The sequence below is a fragment of the Nitrosospira briensis C-128 genome (genome assembly GCF_000619905.2).
In the GTDB taxonomy this organism is placed as follows: Bacteria; Pseudomonadota; Gammaproteobacteria; order Burkholderiales; family Nitrosomonadaceae; genus Nitrosospira; species Nitrosospira briensis.
The window spans coordinates 1,958,744-1,981,436 of the sequence record NZ_CP012371.1 but is presented as its reverse complement, the minus strand read 5'-3'; the positions used below and the strand labels follow the sequence as shown (position 1 = coordinate 1,981,436).

The window sequence follows — 22,693 nt, the reverse complement described above, 5'->3', positions numbered from 1 at the left end:
AAAGAAAATGAAGCTGGCCGGTAAGCCGGGTTCTGTCGTGGACAGTCATTCCTCTAGGCGTGCGGTTACCCGCAAGCTCAAGCAACCTACCCGCAGGCTCAGCGAGCCGCATCATTGCCTGCCTATTTGGTCTTGCTCCGGATGGAGGTTACCGCGTTTCACCGTAACTTAATACGCTCGTCTCTGTGGCCCTATTCCGCACCTCACGGCGGCCGGCCATTAACCGGCATCCTGCTCTATGGAGCCCGGACTTTCCTCCCCCTGCCTTCCATTACTGAAAAGCAGGCAGCGACTGTCTAGCCAGCTTCGATAGGGATAATACCCTAACGCGGTGAAGAGGAAGCAAACTTCTCAATTAAGGGTCTACGGAAATGCACAGCTTGTGAAATATTCGAGTTATGATCCGGATTCGAAAAAAAACGGATGAAACGGATGAACCGTAGCAAACTGCTTATTTCTGCGTTGGTGCTTATCCTTTCGGGATGCGCTTTATTGCATCCTCAGGATCCCCTTCGGATTTCCGTAGCGGGACTTGATCCGTTGGAGGGACAGGGCATGGAAGCCCGCTTCGCGGTACAACTCAGAATCCAGAATCATGGCGACAAGCCAATCGATTATGACGGCATTGCACTCGATCTCGATTTACGTGGAATGAGCTTCGCGAGCGGCGTCAGCGATCAGCGCGGCACCATCTCCCGTTTTGGAGAAACGGTCGTTACGGTGCCTGTGACCGTGCCCGCGACTGCAATTATCCGTCATGCGTTTGACCTGGCGACCGGCGATCGTACAAAAACAGAATACGAACTGCACGGGCGGCTGGGCGGAGCGGGGCTCGCTATTGGAAGAAGCTTCAATTCCACGGGAGAAATCAAGTTGCCAACCCTGCCGCCAGAGGAAACGCAGTAAATACGATTGCGCGGTTACCCCAACCGGGCGCCGACTTGCCTGAACGCAGGCATCACCCCACATCAACCCGGCCTTGCAAGCCTAGTTATGCAGCGCCCGATTGATTAACACCATACCGTGCGCGATATTCTTCCATCGCACGCAGGTTGTGTACCAAGTCCTTCCTGTCCCGCAGATAACTGATGATACTGTCCAGGTTGGCAATGCTTGTGCCGGTAATACCAAATTCATGATGCACCTCCTGCATGGCGGAAAGCGTCCCATTGCCGCGCTCCATCCGATCCAGCGCTATGATGAGTCCACCGGGAACAGCGCCAGCACCAAGAATATAACCAACCGATTCGCGTACTGACGTACCGGCGGAAATCACATCGTCAACGATCAGTACCCGTCCGCCAAGTGGGGCACCCACGAGGTTTCCGCCTTCGCCGTGGTCTTTCACTTCTTTACGATTAAAACAGAAAGGGTAGTTATACCCGCGCTCCGCCAATTCGATGGCTATGGCACTAACCAACGGAATGCCTTTGTAGGCGGAGCCGAAGAGCATGTCAAACGGAAGCTGGGCGGCAAGAATGGCTTTGGCGTAAAATTGGCCCAGCTTTCTCAGAGAGTCGCCATCATTAAACAGTCCCGCATTGAAAAAATAGGGCGACATCCGCCCGGCTTTTGTTTTAAATTCGCCGAAACAAAGTACATGGCGGCTGATGGCAAATTCAATAAATTCCTGGCGAAAATTGGACATTGCAATGATGAACCGAGAAGATGAATATGCGAATTATAACGGTTAACCTGAACGGCATACGCTCCGCGGCAAACAAGGGGTTCTTTCAATGGTTGCCGACGCAGGAAGCAGACATCGTATGTATGCAGGAGTTGAAAGCACAGGCCGCTGATATTACCCGCGAAATAGTATCGCCTGATGGCTATCACGGCCATTTTCATTGCGCTGAAAAAAAAGGATATAGCGGCGTAGGCACGTACAGCCGATGCAAGCCGGATAACGTTATTTCGGGCCTGGGCATCGCCGAGATCGACGCGGAAGGACGTTATCTGCGCCTTGATTTTGGCCGGGTGAGCGTGATATCGGTCTATTTTCCTTCCGGCTCCAGCGGAGAACATCGGCAAGCCGCGAAATTCTTCTTTCTGGAGCGATTTTTTCCCATGCTCAAACAACTGGCGGATAGCGGCAGGGAGATCATTTTATGCGGCGACTGGAATATTGCCCACAAGGAGATCGACCTGAAAAACTGGCGATCCAATCAGAAAAATTCCGGCTTTCTCCCGGAAGAACGCACCTGGCTTACTGACGTTTTTCACGAGCTTGGATTTGTCGACGTGTTCCGTCAAATCAATCCGGAGCCTGAGCAATATACGTGGTGGTCCAATCGAGGGCAGGCATGGGCAAAAAATGTGGGCTGGCGCATCGATTATCAGATTGCGACCCCCGGCATTGCCGCCAAGGCCAAGGCTGTTTCCATTTATAAGACGGAACGGTTTTCCGATCATTCACCGCTTATTATCGACTACGACTACAGCTTATGATCCCGAATCAGGTAATCGATCGATTGGATGCCCTGCCTCGAATGCCGGATTTGGCCTGATGCCCGCTGCCTTGTCCGGCTGGCTGCACGCTTTTCGTATTTACACCCACCCACGCGTGTTGGGAATGCTGTCATTGGGCTTCTCTGCCGGATTACCGCTGTTACTGGTACTGGGGACCTTGTCATTCTGGTTACGGGAAGCGGGGATCGATCGTTCCACTATTGGCCACCTGAGCTGGATCGGATTGGCTTACGGCTTCAAATGGATGTGGTCCCCCCTGGTGGATCGTCTGCCGTTGCCATTATTAACCCGTTTACTGGGGCGACGGCGCGCATGGCTTTTGCTATCGCAAACCTCTATTGTCGTCGCGCTGATCGGCATAGCGAGCACCGATCCGCTCGAAAATTTGACGCATACGGTCTTTTTCGCCTTGGCCGTCGCTGTCGCTTCCGCAACACAGGATATTGCATTGGACGCCTATCGAATCGAAGCGGTATCGCTGAGGCTTCAAGGCGCCATGGCCGCCACCTATCAGGCAGGTTATCGCATGGCGATGATTCTGGCTTCCGCCGGCGCCTTATGGATAGCAGCGGCGGTAGATCCTTCGGAAGCCACCTATGACTACGCTCCTTGGCGAACTGCCTACCTGGCGATGGCGGCCTTCATGGTGGTCGGGATTATTACCACGCTCATGATACGGGAGCCCGACGTCCCCGTTAACCGTCTCATCTCGGAGAATGAAGATCGCGCCAAGGCTGCTATTGCGCACTGGAATCTGAACGTACGGCTTACGCAACTGCTGGCCTGGCTGTACGGGGCAATGGTTGCGCCCTTCAGGGACTTTATTGTGCGCCATGGCGGACAGGCATTGCTGATTCTGGCTTTGATCGCGGTCTATCGCATCTCGGATGTGGTGATGGGCGTGATGAGCAACCCGTTCTATGTCGACATGGGATATTCCAAGGATGAAGTGGCAACAGTCTCCAAGGTTTATGGCGTAGTCATGACGATCGCCGGCGCGGCCATCGGCGGTGTATTCATAGCGAAAATCGGCATTATGCGCACGCTTTTCCTCGGAGCGGTATTATCGGCGGCGACTAATCTTCTGTTTGTCTGGCTCACAGGGCGCGGGCACGACGTCACCGGGCTCATATTCACCATTTCCGCCGATAATCTTTCAGCCGGCATTGCCTCTTCCGCTTTTATCGCCTATCTTTCCGGCCTGACCAACTCCGCCTATTCCGCCACGCAATACGCCCTGTTCAGCTCGGTGATGCTGTTGTTGCCAAAATTTATCGCGGGGTTCAGCGGCGACTTTGTCGATGCTTACGGTTATGCCAGTTTCTTTACCGGCACAGCGTTACTGGGTCTCCCCGTACTGGTTCTAGTATGGCTGGCCGGGCGGGCGAAATTTGACACTGCGGATTCCGAAATGCATCGCAGCTAAGGAAATTTGCGCTTACTTCTGCTGTTCGAACCGATAAAACGCCAGCATTCCCAGCAAATTAGGCAAAAATGTGTTCTGATGATTGCCATTCAGCACCCGGCGTTCGAGAATGTGGGCGCCATGCTGACTGCAAAATTCTTCAAAATCGCCAAGCGTGCAATTATGAATGTTGGGCGTGTCGAACCATTGATAGGGCAGCGCTTCCGAAACCGGCATGTGGCCGGCTAAAACCTGCAGGCGATTTTTCCAATAGCCGAAATTCGGAAATGAAACAATACCCTCTTTACTCACCCGTAGCATTTCCTTCACGATTCGCTCGGTATTCTTGACCGCCTGCAGTGTTTGGGAGAGCACTACATAATCGAATGAATCCGATTCGAAACTCTGCAGGCCCGACTCCAGATCGCTTTGAATTACGTTCACGCCATTATTGAAACATGCCAGAACATTGGCGTCATCAATTTCAACGCCGTAGCCCCGGACGTCACGCGTATCACGCAAGAAACACATGAGCGAACCGTCACCGCAGCCGAGATCGAGTACTCTCGTACCCGGCTTTACCCATGCCGCGATTACGCCGAAATCCGGACGAAGCGCAACGGAAGGACTACATTCTTCAACACCAGCCACGTCGTCAGTATTTGCGCGATCCATTATTTCAGATAGTAAGGTTTACAAGCTTCAACCGGGATGACGGGGATCACCATCAAGAAGCATGAGGTAAGGAAAAGTAGCGATATTGCCTATTGTAGCGTCTAATAACAGATCGCATGCAAGCCCAAATTGGATCCACTCGCGAAAGCTGCAGCTAATTGTCTAAAACCCCAGATCTTTCCAGATTCTGTCCACCCGCTCCTTTACCGCAACATCCATCACAATTGGCGTGCCCCATTCGCGGTTCGTTTCCCCCGGCCATTTGTTGGTAGCGTCCAGCCCCATCTTTCCGCCCAGGCCCGATACCGGACTGGCGAAGTCAAGGTAATCTATCGGCGTATTTTCCACGATCAGTGTATCGCGCGCGGGGTCGACGCGCGTGGTAATGGCCCAGATGACTTCCTTCCAATCACGGATATTGACGTCATCGTCAGTAACAATGATGAATTTGGTATACATGAATTGCCGCAGAAAACTCCATACGCCGAACATGACTCGCTTGGCGTGGCCCGCATACTGCTTTTTCATGCTCACCACCGCCATGCGATATGAACAGCCTTCCGGTGGCAGATAAAAGTCGACGATTTCGGTAAACTGCTTTTGCAGCAATGGCACGAACACTTCATTAAGCGCCAAACCAAGTATGGCCGGTTCGTCCGGTGGCTTGCCCGTGTATGTCGAATGATAAATCGGGTCATGCCGCATGGTGATGCGCTCGACGGTAAATACCGGAAAGGTTTCCTGCTCGTTGTAATAGCCGGTATGATCGCCGAACGGGCCTTCCAACGCCGTTTCTCCGGGGTGGATATACCCTTCCAGTACGATTTCGGCACTCGCCGGAACCTGCAGATCATGGCTCAGGCATTTGACGATCTCCGTTTTCGCACCGCGCAGCAAACCGGCGAACTGGTATTCGCTCAGGCTATCGGGTACCGGCGTGACGGCGCCGAGTATGGTCGCCGGGTCTGCCCCCAACGCCACTGCCAACGGATAAGGCTGCCCCGGATTAGCCAGACAAAAATCGCGAAAATCCAACGCACCGCCACGATGGGCCAGCCAGCGCATGATGAGCTTATTCGGCCCGATCACCTGCTGGCGATAAATCCCCAGATTCTGCCGCGTCTTGTGCGGCCCCCGCGTGACAGTCAACCCCCAGGTTACCAGCGGACCTGCATCTCCCGGCCAGCAGGTCTGGATCGGCAGCCTGCCGAGATCCACATCCTTACCCTCCCATACGATATCCTGGCAGGGTGCTCTTGAAAGCTCTCTCGGCGCCATATTGAGTACCTGTTTCAGGACGGGCAGCTTGTCCCATGCATCCCTCAGCCCTTTGGGCGGATCAGGTTCCTTGAGATACGCCAGAAGTTTACCGATTTCTCGCAATGCCTCGACCGAATCCTGCCCCATGCCCATCGCTACGCGCCTTGGCGTACCGAACAGGTTTCCCAGCACAGGAATGGTATGTCCCTTGGGTTTTTCAAACAGGATGGCGGGACCGCCTGCTTTCAATGCCCGGTCGCAGATTTCGGTCATTTCCAGATACGGATCGATTTCGACCGTTACGCGCTTCAGTTCCCCCTGCTTCTCCAATTGGGCGATGAAATCGCGCAGGTCCTTGTATTTCATATGGATGAGGCCTCATTTATCAGGTAATCAAGCGCGATACCAACGAAAATCGCCGCGCCGACCCAGTTGTTATGCAAAAAGGCTTTGAAGCAGCGGGCGCGGTCACGATCGTGAATCAGGCGGTACTGGTAAAATACCAATCCCAGCGCGACGATGAGACTCGCGTAATAAATAGCGCCGAGTTTCTGGATCAGTCCCACGACGATCATGGTACTTAGAAACAGGATATGGCACAGCATCACGCCCACTACGTCGAAACGGCCGAAAGTAATGGCAGACGTCCTGATCCCGATCTTGAGATCGTCAACTTTATCCACAATGGCATATTCGGTATCGTAAGCGATCACCCAAAGCAGATTCGCCACCATCAATAACCAGGCAATATAGGGCACCTCTCCGGTCTGCGCGGCAAAAGCCATCGGAATCCCGAAACTGAAAGCGATACCGAGATAGGCTTGCGGCATCGCGAAGAAACGTTTGGTGAACGGATAGCTCGCGGCCAGAAATAGCGCCAGCACCGACAGCGCAAGCGTAAGGCGGTTCAGCGGCAGTATCAGCAGAAACGCGCACAGACTTAATCCCGCCGCCAGCAGCAGCGCTTCTTTGGAACTCAACTTGCCGGTCGCCAATGGCCGATTTTTGGTGCGCTCCACATGCGAATCGAAATTGCGGTCTGCATAGTCGTTGACGACGCAACCGGCGGAACGCATCAGTACGGTACCCAGTATGAATATCACCAGGATATTTATACTGGGTACGCCGCCGGCGGCAAGCCATAAACCCCATAATGTCGGCCACAGCAGCAGCAGGATGCCGATGGGCTTATCCAGGCGCATCAGTTTTTCATAATGGCCGAGGCGTTGCGTGAGCGTCACTATGCCAACTCCAGAATTGAAGGAAGAAATACTTCGGTGACGAGTATGGATTGCCCTTGCAAACTGAACAGGGAGCGCCGCGCCCAAAGACCAGGCGGTTTTGCCTGTAAATGCCGGCAGGCACGGATGAAAAGCGGATGCGTCGAATTCAGCTTTTTGAAGCGAAGCGGCGTACGTTCGACCACTGGATTGGTAAACAATACGGTACCCAGTGACCTGCTGCCCAAGCCGCTCAATCCGCGCCATGCGCCCCTCAGATCTTTCCTCGCCACTACCGAATGGGCAAATACCACCGGTGTATCGCCGCAATACAAATACACCTCCCGTACCAATGCCAACTCGTTTCGACGCAGATTCATCATGGCAAGTTCATCGACGCACACCCCGGCCAAGCGCTGGAATACCGGCTTGACACGGAAATTCCCGCAACAATGCTGCTGGATGAGCTGAGTGAGTGAACCACGGTTCAGCAGCCACCCTCGAGCTTGGGGTGATATGGAAGAGGGGGCAGGATGCCAGGCCGATAACTGGGCAGGGTTCATCGCAGCGAAACCAAAAAAGGGTGAATTATGCCGCATATTCCAGCCTGGCTGAATCCTATCCTCCCCAGAGGGAGGACTGCCCGAGCATCACCTGGGCTCTTTCTTATCACGACCAGAAAACTCTCCAGGCTCATGTGTCGATAAAGGAGTATACAAGCGGTATGGAATGTATGAAATTGACATGGGTTTGAAAAAAGTGTCGATTGGGCTGAATTTATATTCTGGAAGACTATAATTTCTTAACAGCAGTAGAGTTCAGGATGCGAATGCGCGCGTACCAAGGATATGCGAATCAGGAATTCATTCCCGTCGCCGGCATTATGCGTCTGGGAAAATATCAAATTGCACCATCGTTTTGATTTTCGAACAAAGTCATGCGCTACGCCGGATAATTCAAGCCGCCTTATTCTCCGCACATGTTCATTCTATGGAGAGGCGAAGCAACACGATAGACGAGCGGTTTGCTCGTGTTTCGAAAGGAGCAGCCATGATCGAAAAAGACGGACGATCGCCTTATGCTGTAAACCGCGAAGCGTTCCTCTTTCCTGCCTCCTTTGCGCAGCAAAGGTTGTGGTTTTTCGAGCAATTGCATCCGGGCAGTGCGGTTTATCATTTGAGTACCGTGCTGCCTTTCGAGGGTCCGCTGGACCGGCAGGCGCTGGAAGACAGCCTGGCCGACCTGCTCGACCGCCACGAGGCGCTGCGCACCACCTTCGCCGCGGTGGACGGCGTGCCGGTGCAGCTCATTGCACCAAGCTTGCGCATCGACCTGCCGCTGGTGGATGTCAGCCAGCCGCTGGCTGACTGCCTGGCACGCGCCCGCGCCCATCACGCCGCGGCACTTGACGCTCCTTTCGATCTTGTCCGTGGCCCGTTGCTGCGCGCCAGCCTGGTACGCCTTGAGAGCGGCTATCACTGGCTGGTGCTGGTGCTGCATCATATCGTCGCGGATGGCTGGTCGCTGGAGATCCTGCACCGCGATCTGCGCGCACTCTATGCCGGCAGGGTGAAAGGCGGACAGCCTGCAGTGCCGGCACTGCCGATCCAGTACGCCGACTTCGCCTGCTGGCAGCGGCGCATTCTACAGGGCGAGCGGCTGGACGGACTGTTCGCCTACTGGCAGAGGCAGTTGGAAGATGCCCCGGCGCAGCTTGCCCTGCCTGCCGACTGGCCACGTCCGGCGCAGTCGAGCTATCGCGGCGGGCGCTGCAGTGTATGCCTCGATGCGGCGCTGACCGCGCGCTTGCGCGAGCTGGGACAAAACCGAGGCGCTACCTTGTTCATGACGCTTCTGGCTGCCTTTGGCGCGCTCTTGGCGCGCTACAGCGGACAGCCCGATCTGGTGATCGGCACGCCCATTGCCAATCGCACTCGCAGCGAACTGGAAGGGTTGATCGGATTCTTCGTCAATACGCTTGCCTTGCGCCTGGACCTGGCGGGCGATCCGTCATTTACCGCGCTGCTCGAGCGCGTGCGCACGGTCGCAACCGAGGCGTACGCACATCAGGATATGCCCTTCGAAATGCTGGTAGCCAGGCTCGCCCCGACACGGCATCTGAGCCAGGCACCGCTGTTCCAGGTGATGTTCGCGCTACAAAACGTGCCTTCTCAGGGGCAGGAAGGAGAAGATGAGGCGGCGTTCGTATCCACCGACCAGGATCGGGATGAGTCGGGCACGGCCAAGTTCGACCTGCTGCTTTCCCTGGTCGACGACGGGCGCCAGGTAACCGGATATTTTGAATATAGCGCCGATCTTTTCGACGCACAAACTATCGGCCGAATGGCCAGGCATTTCGAGGTTCTACTGGCAGACGCCGCCGCTGATCCGGAATGCCGCTTCAGCGACCTATCCCTTCTCACTGAAGCCGAGCGGGAACAACTTTTGGTCGAATGGAATCATACGCGTACCGAGTACCCTCGGGATGCGTGCATTCACGCGCTATTCGAAGAGCAGGCAAAAAAGCGTCCGAATGCAATTGCTCTTGTACTGGAGGAGCGCCATCTGACATATGGCGACCTCAATACGCGCGCCAACCAACTCGCGCACCGCCTGCGCCGTCTCGGTGTCGTTCCGGAGACGCCGGTTGGGGTCTGCCTTGAGCGTTCTTTTGATCTGATCGCCGCTCTGCTCGGTATTCTCAAGGCAGGCGGAGCCTACCTGCCGCTGGACCCCGCCAGCCCTCGTGCCAGGCTATCGGTCATGATGAATGATGCAAGAACAACGATGGTGCTGACCCGCCGCCGCTTTCTTGATGTGCTCCCAGAGTTGCATGGGGAAGCCATGCGGCTGGTTTGCATCGATGATGAATACGAGGAAATCGCGCACGAATCTGCAAATAACCCCGTAAGCGGGGTGGTGGCCGACAATCTCGCCTACATCTGTTATACGTCGGGCTCTACCGGTATACCCAAGGGTGTAGCTGTCACTCAACGTGCAGTGGTGCGGCTCGTAAAGAATACCGACTACGCTACTTTTGCATCCGACGGCGTATTTCTTCAGTTTGCGCCGATTGCGTTCGACGCTTCCACCTTCGAAATTTGGGGCTGCCTCCTTAACGGCGCGCAGTTGGTAATCATGCCTGCGACCGCGCCATCGCTCGAGGCGCTTGCGGATGTGATCGAGCATCGCCGGGTTAGCACGCTCTGGCTGACATCAGGACTTTTTCACCAGATGGTCGATGCCCATTGCGAACGTCTGAATACGGTGCGCCAGCTCATCACCGGCGGTGATGTATTATCGCCGGATCATGTCCGCAGGATGCGCGCGCAACACCCGCAGTGCGCGTTGATCAATGCATATGGCCCTACCGAAAATACCACATTCACTACGTGCTATCCGGTGCCGCCGGCAGAGAAGATCCACAGCCCCATTCCCATAGGCCGGCCGATTGCCAACACTGAAATCTATGTGCTGGACGACCGGCTTCAACCGGTACCCATCGGCGTGCCGGGGGAACTCTATATCGGCGGCGAAGGCCTTGCCCGCGGCTATCTCCACCAGCCGGCGCTCACCGCCGAGCGATTCATCCCCCATCCGTTCCATTCAGGTGCACGCCTGTACCGGACCGGAGACTGGGTGCGCTATCTTCCCGATGCAAACCTGGAGTTTCTCGGACGACGCGATCAGCAGGTCAAGGTGCGCGGATTCCGCGTCGAACTGGGTGAAGTGGAAGCAGCGCTGCGCGGATATCCGGATGTTCGCGAGGCGGTGGCGACGGTGCGTGAAGACACGCCCGGTGACAAGCGTCTGGTCGCTTATGTGGTGACGGATAAGCCACCTCCTGTGAGCGAATGGCGGCATTTTTTGCAAGCACGGCTGCCCGACTACATGGTGCCTTCGGCATTTGTCGCGTTGGCAGCCCTGCCGTTGACTGCCAACGGCAAGGTCGACCGTTCGGCCTTACCCATGCCTGCGATAGCACGGGAAACCGCGGCGGTGGCGCCGCGCACTGAAGACGAGCGCCGGCTGGCGGATATATTTGCGGAAGTGCTCCACCTTCCCCAGGTCGGTATCCACGATAATTTCTTCGAACTGGGGGGTCATTCGCTGCTCGCCACGCAGGTGGTCTCGCGAATCCGCGACATTATGCATGCGGTGGTTCCACTGCATGTTTTCTTTGAGACACCTGCCGTGGCCGAGCTTGCGCTGCGACTGGGGCCCCGTTCGGCGTCACAGCCGATTCCGCGCCGCGATGGAAATGGCCCTTATCCCCTCTCCTTTGCCCAGCAGCGCCTGTGGTTTCTTGATCAGCTTTCTCCGCACAGTACGGCATACAACCTTTGCACCACCCTCTCCTTTCACGGGCCGCTGGATGTAGCAATTCTTCAAAAAAGCCTCGCCGAAATCGTGCAACGGCATGAAATCCTGCGCACGACTTTCGACGCCGTTGACGGGCAAGGTGTCCAGATCATCGCGCCGCCTTCAGCGCCCGCGTTGACCATCATTGATTTACGTCATCCGCTGAGGAATGAAACGAGCAAGACAATCGACGAGACTGCCAACGAAACTTTTAACGAAGCTTCCAGCGAGACTCCCAACAAGACAGCGAATGAGATAGCGAATGAAATAATCAGGACGGATGCCGAAACGCCGTTTGATCTCGCGCGCGGACCGCTTCTTCGGGCGATGCTGCTACGCATCAACGACTCGGATCAAATCCTGGTGTTGACCATGCACCATATCGTTGCCGACGGATGGTCCATCGGCATACTCAAGCGGGAACTGCAAGCCCTGCTCGCAGCCTACGCGGATGGCCGGCCTTCGCCGTTGCCGGAATTGCCGATCCAGTATGCCGACTTCGCCTGCTGGCAACGGAGTGCCCTGCAAGGGGATCCGTTGAATGGGTTGTTCGCCTACTGGCAGAAGCATCTGGAGAATGCCCCGGCGCAGCTTGTCCTGCCTTCCGACCGGCCACACCCGTCAGTACAGACTTTCCGCGGCGCTTCGCTGTCCGCATCCTTGCCCGCCGGTTTGACGGCAGGATTGCGAGCCCTTTCGCAACGGGAAGGCGCCACCTTGTTCATGACGCTCCTGGCTGCTTTCGGCGCGCTCTTGTCGCGCTACAGCGGACAGTCCGATCTGGTGATCGGCACGCCCATTGCCAATCGCACCCGCAGCGAACTGGAAGGGTTGATCGGATTCTTCGTCAATACGCTTGCCTTGCGCCTCGACCTGGCGGGCGATCCGTCATTTACCGCGCTGCTCGAGCGCGTGCGCACGGTGGCAACCGAGGCGTACGCGCATCAGGATCTACCCTTCGAGATGCTGGTGGCCAGGCTCGCCCCGGCACGACATCTGAGCCACACACCGCTATTCCAGGTGATGTTCGCGCTGGAAAATCTTCCCCGGGAAACGGTGCCGTCCACCTCGAATATCGCCGCCGGCAGTATCGTCGAAACACGCGGCGCGGCGAAGTTCGATCTTACCCTCGCCATTACCGAGTTCGATGATGGAATGACAGCCACTTTCGAATATGCGACAGATCTTTTTGACTCGATGACCATTCGGCGAATGCTCGGTCATTTCCTGGTACTGCTCGAAGGCGTCGTTGCCAAGGCGGAACGACGCCTATCCGAACTGCCCCTGCTTTCCTCAGTCGAGCGGCAACAGCTTCTGGTTGAATGGAACGCCACCGCTGCCGCGTTCCCGCGCGATGGCTGCATCCACACATTGTTCGAGATCCAGGCAGCGCGGACACCCGGCGCCGTGGCCCTTGAAGCGGGCAATGAACGGCTCACCTATGCACAACTGAACCAGCAAGCCGACCGTCTCGCCGCGCATTTGCGTGGGGCCGATGCACAGGATGCGCAAAGAATCGATGCGGACACGCCAATAGGACTGCTGACCGATCGCGGCATTGGAATGGCCGTTGGCGCTCTCGGCATCCTCAAGGCCGGGGCCGCGTATGTTCCCATCGATTCCACATTTCCCGAGGAACGGATCGCTTTCATTCTTGCCGATACCGCCGCACCCGCAGTGGTAACCCGGGAAGCGTTCAGGGAGCGTCTGGCCGGCTACAACGGGCGCATCATCACCATAGATTCCACCATTGATTCCGTCATTGATCCCGCCAACCTCGGGAGGAAGAAGGGTGAAGGGGAAAATGAAGCGCTCGCAGTGCGCACAAATGTCGGGCCGGAGAATCTTGCATACATCGTCTACACTTCGGGATCTACCGGCACGCCGAAAGGCGTCATGGTGCCACACCGGGCGTTGGTCAACCATGCCGTCGCAGTCTCGGCGTCCTATGCGCTTTGCGCAACCGATCGCGTGCTGCAGCTCGCCTCTCCCGCGTTCGATGTGGCGGAGGAGGAGATTTTCCCTGCCTGGCTGTGCGGAGCCACCGTTGTCGTATGGCCCGAGATTGGCCCCCCAGTGTTTTCGGACCTGCTGGACTTCGTTGAAAGCCGCCACCTCAGCGTTTTAAACCTGCCGGCCACCTATTGGCACGGATGGGTGGAAGAACTTGCGAACTTGCGAATGCCCGCAAGCCTGAGGCTCGTGATAGTCGGCAGCGAACCGATGATTCCGGCACGATTGGCCGAATGGCAACGGCAGACGGACGGAAGAGTCGCCCTCATCAATGCCTACGGCCCCTCCGAGACCACGATCACGGCCACACTCTGCAAACTTTCTCCGCCTGGAATCCCCATACTCCCGATGGTCCCTGCAAACGGTACCGTTCCCACCCCTGGCGGCCGGCTCCCTGCCAAACCGGCCTCCGATACCTCCATCTTCTCGGTGCCCATAGGCCGGCCGATTGCCAACACTGAAATCTATGTGCTGGACGACCGGCTTCAACCGGTACCCATCGGTGTGCCGGGGGAGCTCTATATCGGCGGCGAAGGCCTTGCCCGCGGCTATCTCCACCAGCCGGCGCTCACCGCCGAGCGATTCATCCCCCATCCGTTCCATTCAGGTGCACGCCTGTACCGGACCGGAGACTGGGTGCGCTATCTTCCCGATGCAAACCTGGAGTTTCTCGGACGACGCGATCAGCAGGTCAAGGTGCGCGGATTCCGCGTCGAACTGGGTGAAGTGGAAGCAGCGCTGCGCGGATATCCGGATGTTCGCGAGGCGGTGGCGACGGTGCGTGAAGACACGCCCGGTGACAAGCGTCTGGTCGCTTATGTGGTGACGGATAAGCCACCTCCTGTGAGCGAATGGCGGCATTTTTTGCAAGCACGGCTGCCCGACTACATGGTGCCTTCGGCATTTGTCGCGTTGGCAGCCCTGCCGTTGACTGCCAACGGCAAGGTCGACCGTTCGGCCTTACCCATGCCTGCGATAGCACGGGAAACCGCGGCGGTGGCGCCGCGCACTGAAGACGAGCGCCGGCTGGCGGATATATTTGCGGAAGTGCTCCACCTTCCCCAGGTCGGTATCCACGATAATTTCTTCGAACTGGGCGGCGACTCAATCCTGGCAATCCAGATCGTCGCCCGGGCGCGCGCTCAAGGGCTGCGCTTCACTCCCCGCCAGCTTTTCGAGCAGCCGACCGTTGCCGGATTGCTGACGATCACGGACGCCACCATAATCGCGGCTGAGCAGGGAACGGTAACTGGAACCGCGCCGCTTACGCCGATCCAGCACTGGTTTTTCGAGCAGAACCTGGTTGATCCGCAGCATTACAATCAGACGGTACTGTTGCCGGTCTCGCCCGGCATCGACGATGACCGCTGGGTAAGTATTTTCAACCAGCTCCTGGACCATCACGACGCGCTGCGGCTGCGCTTTTTCCGCACCGACGAAGGGTGGTTGCAGACACTCGCGGATCCGGATGGGGTGGCGCCGTTTGCGCGTGTCGATCTATCCCAAGTTGAACCATCGCAGCGGGCAGCGGTTGTAGAGAGTCGATCGGGGCAGGCGCAGGCAAGCCTCGACCTTGCCCGCGGGCCGCTGCTGCGTGCCGTGCTGTTCGATTTCGGTTCCCGGGAAAATGCAAAGTTACTGATCGTGATCCACCATCTGGTTATCGATGGCGTTTCCTGGCGCATCCTGCTGGAAGATCTCGATACCGTTTGTGCCCAACTGGATGGACCAGACCAGCCGGTCCGTCTGCCGCCGAAAACTACCGCTTTCACATCCTGGGCGGAAAAACTGGCAGCCTATGCAAATCCGGCAAACTCGGCGATTCTGCGGGAAGAGGCGCGGTACTGGCTTGCTGCGCTGCCGGCACAAGCACCACCTTTGCCGACCGACTTTCCCGCGCTGCCGGACGCCAACACCGCCGGATCTAGCCGCACGGTAGTGGCGTCTCTCAGCACAGAAGAAACCACACACCTGCTGAGGGATATTGCACGGACTCATCAAGCGCGCATCGATGAAACGCTATTGACCGCCATGGCGCTTGCCTTCGCACGGTGGACAGGAATCGGCATGCTGCTGGTCGATCTGGAAGGCCACGGCAGGGAAGCGCTTTTTGACGACGTCGATTTATCGAGGACAGTGGGCTGGTTTACAACGCTCTTTCCGGTAGCGCTCGACGTCAGCGGTTATACCGATCCCGTCACGCCTGATTTAGCGCTGCGGCATGTCAAGGAACGGCTGCGTGCAATTCCCCGTCGTGGCATCGGTTATGGTCTCATGCGGTATATAAGCAGGGGAGAAACCGGCGAATTGCTGCGGGCGCTTCCACAACCACAGATAAGCTTCAATTACCTCGGACAATTCGAGTATTCCGCCGATTCGGCTACCGGCGAGACAGACCTGCGTGGACCGGCTTTCAGCGAGCATAGCAGGCGACGCTATCTTATCGATGTCAACGGAGGTGTCTTCGCGGGTCAGTTGCACTTATCCTGGATCTACAGTGAGGCAATCCACCGCCGCGCTACCGTCGAATCACTGGCGTCGACATTCATCGACGAGTTGCGCAAACTCATCAGGCATTGCCTGTCCTCCAGGCCCGAAGGACTGACGCCAATGGATTTTTCCCTGACCAATCTGGGTCAGGCGCAGCTCGACAGACTCTTGCGCGATAACCCGGATATCGAGGACATCTATCCCCTGTCGCCGATGCAGGAGGGAATGCTGTTCCATACGCTTCTCGATCCGGATTCGGGCGTCTATGTCGAACAACTCCATCACTCCTTTGCCAGCAGTGTGGATATCGAAGCATTCGAGGAAAGCTGGCGGCGCGTCGTGGCGCGCCATCCCGTGCTGCGGACGACATTTCACTGGCAGGGCCTCGACGCACCCGTGCAAATCGTTCATCGCGAAGCGCAGCTGGACTGTACCCATCATGATTGGCATGGATTGCCGGAAATGGATCGAAAAACGGATCGTCGCCTCGACGACTATCTCGACGCCGACAGGCGGCGAGGTTTCGATCTTTCGAAAGCGCCGCCGATGCGAATCGCGCTGATCCGCACCGGTGACGATCAGTTCGAGTTTATCTGGAGCCATCACCATGCTCTCCTCGACGGATGGAGCGTACCGATTCTCTTCTCTGAGATTGGAAATTTTTATGAGGCTATCCGGCGCAATGTCCGATACGAACCGCCTCCACCGCGTCCTTACCGAGAGTATATCGCCTGGTTGCAGGACCAGGACCGGGATGCCGCCCGCGCTTACTGGAAGCGAGTACTCCATGGCTTTACGGCCGCCACGCCACTGACCGTAGACCGCCCCCGCAAAGGCGCCGAGGGACATGCTGAAGGGCACATCCTGCTGTCAGCCGAATCGACCGCCGCGCTTGAATCCTTCGCGCGAACAAACCAGGTAACGCTCAACACCCTGGTTCAGGCCGCCTGGGCGCTTCTCCTGAGCCGCTACAGCGGAGAGACCGACATTGTTTTCGGCGTCATCGTCGCGGGCCGGCCTGAAGCACTTCCTGGGGTCGAATCGATGCTGGGGCTTTTCATCAATGCATTGCCGCTGCGCGTCTCCCTCGCGGAAACGGATACCCTGACTGGCTGGTTACAGAAGCTGCAGGACCGCCAGCTCGAAAACAGGGAATATGGGTATGGTTCGCTCGCTGAAATCCAGCACTTGAGCGAGATTCCTGCAGGATTGCCCCTTTTTGAAAGCCTCCTGGTTTTTCAAAATTATCCTCAGCGGGAGTTGCCGGCCGAGGAAAAGAAAAGCCATGCCCCCAACTCGACCCGGGCCGTCGAACGTACCAGCTATCCGTTGACGGCTATCGCTGCGCCCGGCGAAGAACTCCTGCTCAGGCTTCTGTATGACCGGGCGCGTTTCGACGACGCCACAGTCATGCGCATGCTCGATCATTGGCGCACACTGCTGGAAGCGATGATCGCGCATCCGGCGGAGCCACACGTAAAGCTGGCTGACCTTTCGTTGCTCACGGCTGCGGAGCGCCAGCAACTTGCCGACTGGAACCACAACCAGGCTGAATATCCTCGCAGCCGCTGCATTCACGAACTTTTTCGGGAACAGGTGACGCGTACGCCCGATGCGATTGCTATCGTATATGGCGACACTCGGCTCACCTATCATGAGATCAATGATCGTGCCGATCTGCTTGCCCGCCATCTGAGCCGACTCGGCGTCGGTCCCGATATGCCGGTGGCACTCTGCGTCGAACGCTCGCCGGAGATGGTGATCGGCATCCTTGGCATCCTTATTGCCGGCTGCGCCTGCGTGCCGCTCGATCCGGCATATCCGGATGAGCGACTGACATTCATGCTGCGAGACAGCGGCGCACCGCTCCTGCTCACGCGGCGCGGGCTGCTTGAGCGGCTGCCAACCCAACGTGCCTTGTGCATCGACGAACCTCTGGCGCCGCTATCGGACGATGCGCCGGACACTTCGCTGGATCTTCGTAAGCTACCGACCTCGCAGAACCTCGCCTACGTCATCTACACTTCGGGGTCGACCGGCAAGCCAAAAGGCGTGGCGATGCCGCATCGCACGCTGGCCAACCTGATCAGCTGGCAGTATCGGGAACTGGGCCCCGGCGGTACGACGCTGCAATTTGCGCCATTGAGCTTCGATGTCTCGTTCCAGGAGATTTTCTCGACCCTTTGCGCAGGCACGATGCTGGTCCTGGTACCGGAAACGTTGCGGCAGGACCCGGCGGGATTATGGCGGTTCATCAGCCTGCAGGAAATCCAGCGGCTGTATCTTCCCTTCGTTGCGCTACAGCAGTTGGCGGAAGCCGCCTCGGGCATACAGTCGCTTCCGGCGACCTTGCGGGAAATCATCACCGCTGGCGAGCAGTTGCAGGTCACCCCGCAAATCCGCGCCTTGTTCAGGAATATTCCCGGCTGCCGGCTGCACAACCATTACGGCCCATCGGAAACCCATGTAGTTACCGCCTTCACTCTTGCGGATTTACCCGATGACTGGCCGCTTCTACCCCCTATCGGCCGCCCGATCGCCAATACGTCCATCCATCTGCTTGACCCTGGCCTACGCCCGGCGCCTATCGGCGTTCCCGGTGAGATGTATATCGGCGGGGATAACCTGGCGCGCGGCTACCTCAACCGCCCAGCGCTCACTGCGGAAAAATTCGTCACCGGCTCAAGCTATCCGGAAGTGCGACTTTATAGAACAGGCGATCTTGCCCGCTATCTTCCCGATGGTAATATCGAGTTTCTCGGCCGCCTCGATAACCAGGTGAAAATACGGGGTTTTCGCGTTGAACCAGGGGAGGTGGAGGCGGTGCTCGCTGCGCATCCAGCCGTACGTGAGGCCGCTGTCGTGGCGCGGGAAGACAATCCCGGTGAGCGTCGGCTGGTCGCCTACGTGGTGGCCCGAACGGAAACGCGGCCAGCAATCGGGGAGCTTCGCCGGTTTCTACAAGAACGTCTGCCGGCGTACCTGGTGCCGGCAGCATTCATTTCTCTCGATAGGCTGCCCACTACGCCGAGCGGCAAGATCGACCGGCGAGCGCTACCCGCACCGGATCGTTCCCGTCCGGACCTCGGGCGTGCGCCCACTGTGCCGCGCACAGAAGGAGAAGCGCGAGTTGCACGAATCTGGGCAGAGGTTCTCGGGATCGATACTGTCGGGGTCGAGGATAATTTCTTTGAGCTGGGCGGTCACTCGCTACTGGCGACTCGCGTAATCTCCCGAATCCGGGACGCTTTCGGAATTGAAGTGCCGTTGCGCAGCCTGTTCGAATCGCCCACGGTGGCCGGTCTTGCGCGAGAAATAAGCGAAGCAGGCCAAGAAGCAAGCCATGGAATAATCGGCACCGCTGAACCCCCTATCCCCGCAGGGCTGAGGATGGACCCCTGTCCACTGTCCTTTGCGCAGCAAAGGTTGTGGTTTTTCGAGCAATTGCATCCGGGCAGTGCGGTTTATCATTTGAGTACCGTGCTGCCTTTCGAGGGTCCGCTGGACCGGCAGGCGCTGGAAGACAGCCTGGCCGACCTGCTCGACCGCCACGAGGCGCTGCGCACCACCTTCGCCGCGGTGGACGGCGTGCCGGTGCAGCTCATTGCACCAAGCTTGCGCATCGACCTGCCGCTGGTGGATGTCAGCCAGCCGCCGGCTGACTGCCTGGCACGCGCCCGCGCCCATCACGCCGCGGCACTTGACGCTCCTTTCGATCTTGTCCGTGGCCCGTTGCTGCGCGCCAGCCTGGTACGCCTTGAGAGCGGCTATCACTGGCTGGTGCTGGTGCTGCATCATATCGTCGCGGATGGCTGGTCGCTGGAGATCCTGCACCGCGATCTGCGCGCACTCTATGCCGGCAGGGTGAAAGGCGGACAGCCTGCAGTGCCGGCACTGCCGATCCAGTACGCCGACTTCGCCTGCTGGCAGCGGCGCATTCTACAGGGCGAGCGGCTGGACGGACTGTTCGCCTACTGGCAGAGGCAGTTGGAAGATGCCCCGGCGCAGCTTACCCTGCCTGCCGACTGGCCACGTCCGGCGCAGTCGAGCTATCGCGGCGGGCGCTGCAGTGTATGCCTCGATGCGGCGCTGACCGCGCGCTTGCGCGAGCTGGGACAAAACCGAGGCGCTACCTTGTTCATGACGCTTCTGGCTGCCTTTGGCGCGCTCTTGGCGCGCTACAGCGGACAGCCCGATCTGGTGATCGGCACGCCCATTGCCAATCGCACTCGCAGCGAACTGGAAGGGTTGATCGGATTCTTCGTCAATACGCTTGCCTTGCGCCTCGACCTGTCGGGCGATCCGTCATTTACCGCGCTGCTCGAGCGCGTGCGCACGGTGGCAACCGAGGCGTACGCACATCAGGATATGCCCTTCGAGATGCTGGTGGCCAGGCTCGCCCCGGCACGACATCTGAGCCAGGCACCGCTGTTCCAGGTGATGTTCAACCTGCTCAATATCGATGGGCGCATGCCTGACGAGCCCGACGATAAGGCTGACGACAAGGCGGAATTGCCTGATGCTGAACTCGATGCCAACGCTGATTTCAACGCCGATGAGGAGTCGGCAAAATTCGACCTCACCCTCTATGCCATCGAATACGACCGGAACATCCGGCTCCACGCGGTATATGCACGCGATCTTTTTGAGCACGGCACCGTGAGATACATACTCGACCACTTCACCAATCTTCTGGAAGCGATCGCTGCCGACCCTGACGTGTCGCTCGCGCAACTGCGCCTCACTCGTCAGATACCTTCAGGAAAAAACATTGTCACGCCCAAGAATCGATCTATAGCGTTCTGCGGGCAAGCGATCGAGCAATCGATAGGAAGCCGTTTCCGAGAGCAGGCAACGCGTTATCCTGATAACACCGCTGTCAAGACTAAAAATGAGCAGTGGACTTATACACAACTGGAGGAGCTTTCCAATCGGGTCGCCAACGCCATCCTCGCCCTGCGCGGAGATGGCGAGGAACGGGTCGCCCTGCTTTTCCGCCATGGCGCATCCATGATCGCGGCGATGCTTGGGGTGCTGAAGGCAGGCAAGACGTATGTCCCGCTCGACCCCGCTCATCCTCTGCCCCGGATTAACAGGCTTTTAGCCGATTCCATGGCAGCCGCCGTCCTGACCGAAATCGAAGATTTTTCCACGGAACAGGCTCAGGTGATCCGCTTTGCCGAGAACGAGCGCTTCGATGCGGATCCGCCGCCAGCCATCTCGCCGGATGCCATCGCCTATATTCTCTACACCTCAGGATCCACAGGAGAACCAAAAGGTGTCGTGCAAACTCACCGCAATGTCCTGGCCCAAGTCCGGAACTACAGTAACAACCTGCATTTGTGTGCCGATGACCGGCTGACCTTTGTCTCTTCATACGGCGTTGACGCTGCTGTTCAGGATATCTTCGGTGCCCTGCTCAACGGCGCTGCGGTTTACCCTGTTTCTGTGCGGGAGCATGGCATCGAGGCACTCGTCGATTGCCTCGTAGAGCAGGAGATTACGGTTTTTCATTCCGCCCCGACTATATTTCGCCATCTTGTCAATGCGCTGACGGGAATGGAGCATCTGGAGAAAATCCGCCTCGTCGTCCTTGGCGGTGAAGCCGTGTACCGCCGCGATGTGGATTCTTTCCGTGCGCACTTCACTCCGGATTGCCTGCTGGTCAATGGCTACGGCCTCACGGAATCGACGATGGTGCTGCAATGCTTCATCGACAGTAAAACGATGCCTGTGCGCGACGCCGTGCCCGTCGGTTACCCGGTTGATGACATCGAGGTTCTGCTGCTGGATGATGCTGGACAGCCTGCGGATATCTACTGCCCAGGGGAAATTGTGCTGCGCGGTCTCTTCATCGCCGTGGGTTATTGGCGGCAGGGTAGTATTGCAGCGTTTCCATCGGAAGACGAAGGACGGCGAATTTACCGCACCGGCGATCTCGGGCGCCGGCTTCCAGATGGCGGCATCGAGTTCATCGGGCGGCGGGATTTCCAGGTGAAAATTCGGGGTTATCGCATCGAACCGGGCGAGATCGAAAACCACCTCCTCCAATTCCCTGGTGTAAAACAAGCGGTGGTCATCGCGCAGGAATACGCTGGCGAATGGCGGCTGATCGCCTATGTCTCGACAGGCTCGGCAGATTCTGCGGATTCAGGGCAACCACCGGCCGACAACGACTTGCGCTGGCATCTCGCCCAGCGGGTGCCCGATTATATGGTGCCGTCAGTGTTCGTAACACTTGAGGAGCTGCCCACGACACCCAGCGACAAGATCAATCGGCTGGCGCTGCCGGTGCCGGAAATAAGGAACGAAGGCTTTGTTTTGCCTCACGCGCCTGCTGAGGCAAAGCTTGTGGCGATATGGGAGCAGATACTTGGAATCGGACACATCGGTATTCGGGACAATTTCTTCACCCTGGGAGGGCACTCCCTCCTGGCGACCCAGGTAATGTCGCGGTTACGCGACGAGTTCGGTGTAGAAGTTCCGCTGCAACAGATTTTTGAGACCCCCACTATCGCCGATCTGGCGTCAGTGGTGACGACAGCGCAGGCGGAGAATACACCTTTGCCAAAGATCGAGCCACTGCCGCGCTGGCGCTATCGGGCAAAAGTTTCCTCGCTCGGAGAGCCCGTGTTTTCCAAAGAACTCAAGGCGCTGCTGGACCGCTTTGCCGCCAATGACATCATTCTGAATCCGGCAACTGACCGCTCATTTATTAACTAAATACTATATAACTGAAAAGGATTTTTCGTACCCCGTAAGCTTCACCTTTCTGGTGAGCTCACTCCACGCCGTCCAG

At 57.7% G+C, this 22,693-nt stretch carries 9 protein-coding genes and 1 other RNA gene; 4 read left to right on the top strand and 6 right to left on the bottom strand.

Annotated elements, in window-relative coordinates; genetic code table 11:
* Window positions 1-5: 5 nt before the first annotated feature.
* Window positions 6-308, bottom strand: an RNA gene (gene rnpB / locus F822_RS14640) — RNase P RNA component class A.
* Window positions 309-432: 124 nt separating this feature from the next.
* Between rnpB and F822_RS08985 the strand changes: the two genes are divergently transcribed.
* Window positions 433-906 carry an LEA/WHy family protein gene (locus F822_RS08985; protein WP_025040972.1) on the top strand — a complete coding sequence of 158 codons (474 nt, stop codon included), beginning with the start codon at window positions 433-435 and terminating at the stop codon, window positions 904-906.
* Between the two features lie 85 nt (window positions 907-991).
* Here the strand turns inward: F822_RS08985 and pyrE are convergent, their stop codons facing one another.
* On the bottom strand, window positions 992-1,648 hold the full coding sequence (gene pyrE, locus F822_RS08980) for an orotate phosphoribosyltransferase (protein WP_025040973.1): 657 nt from the start codon (window positions 1,646-1,648) through the stop codon (window positions 992-994).
* 26 nt (window positions 1,649-1,674) lie between these two features.
* On the opposite strand from pyrE, the gene F822_RS08975 reads away from it, so the two are divergent.
* Window positions 1,675-2,448, top strand: coding sequence for an exodeoxyribonuclease III (locus F822_RS08975; protein ID WP_025040974.1), 774 nt, complete (start codon window positions 1,675-1,677; stop codon window positions 2,446-2,448).
* Between the two features lie 58 nt (window positions 2,449-2,506).
* A complete protein-coding gene (locus tag F822_RS08970) occupies window positions 2,507-3,895 on the top strand; it encodes an AmpG family muropeptide MFS transporter (RefSeq protein WP_036575663.1) in 1,389 nt (462 codons plus the stop codon).
* A 12-nt stretch (window positions 3,896-3,907) separates the two neighbouring features.
* Here F822_RS08970 and metW read toward each other — a convergent pair whose 3' ends face one another.
* From metW to F822_RS08950, 4 genes are all read right to left on the bottom strand, one after another.
* On the bottom strand, window positions 3,908-4,549 hold the full coding sequence (metW, locus tag F822_RS08965; RefSeq protein ID WP_025040976.1) for a methionine biosynthesis protein MetW: 642 nt from the start codon (window positions 4,547-4,549) through the stop codon (window positions 3,908-3,910).
* Between the two features lie 162 nt (window positions 4,550-4,711).
* Window positions 4,712-6,175 (bottom strand): 4-hydroxy-3-polyprenylbenzoate decarboxylase, encoded by a 1,464-nt coding sequence (gene ubiD, locus F822_RS08960; RefSeq protein WP_025040977.1) that lies wholly within the window; start codon window positions 6,173-6,175, stop codon window positions 4,712-4,714.
* Window positions 6,172-7,050: a 4-hydroxybenzoate octaprenyltransferase gene (ubiA, locus tag F822_RS08955; protein WP_025040978.1), complete on the bottom strand. Its 879-nt coding sequence runs from the start codon at window positions 7,048-7,050 to the stop codon at window positions 6,172-6,174. The genes ubiD and ubiA overlap by 4 nt, the downstream gene beginning before the upstream one ends.
* Window positions 7,050-7,592 (bottom strand): chorismate--pyruvate lyase family protein, encoded by a 543-nt coding sequence (locus tag F822_RS08950; protein ID WP_025040979.1) that lies wholly within the window; start codon window positions 7,590-7,592, stop codon window positions 7,050-7,052. The genes ubiA and F822_RS08950 overlap by 1 nt, the downstream gene beginning before the upstream one ends.
* A 487-nt stretch (window positions 7,593-8,079) precedes the next feature.
* Here F822_RS08950 and F822_RS08945 point away from each other — a divergent pair, with 487 nt between their 5' ends.
* On the top strand, window positions 8,080-22,617 hold the full coding sequence (locus F822_RS08945) for a non-ribosomal peptide synthetase (RefSeq protein WP_053111342.1): 14,538 nt from the start codon (window positions 8,080-8,082) through the stop codon (window positions 22,615-22,617).
* Window positions 22,618-22,693: the final 76 nt, after the last annotated feature.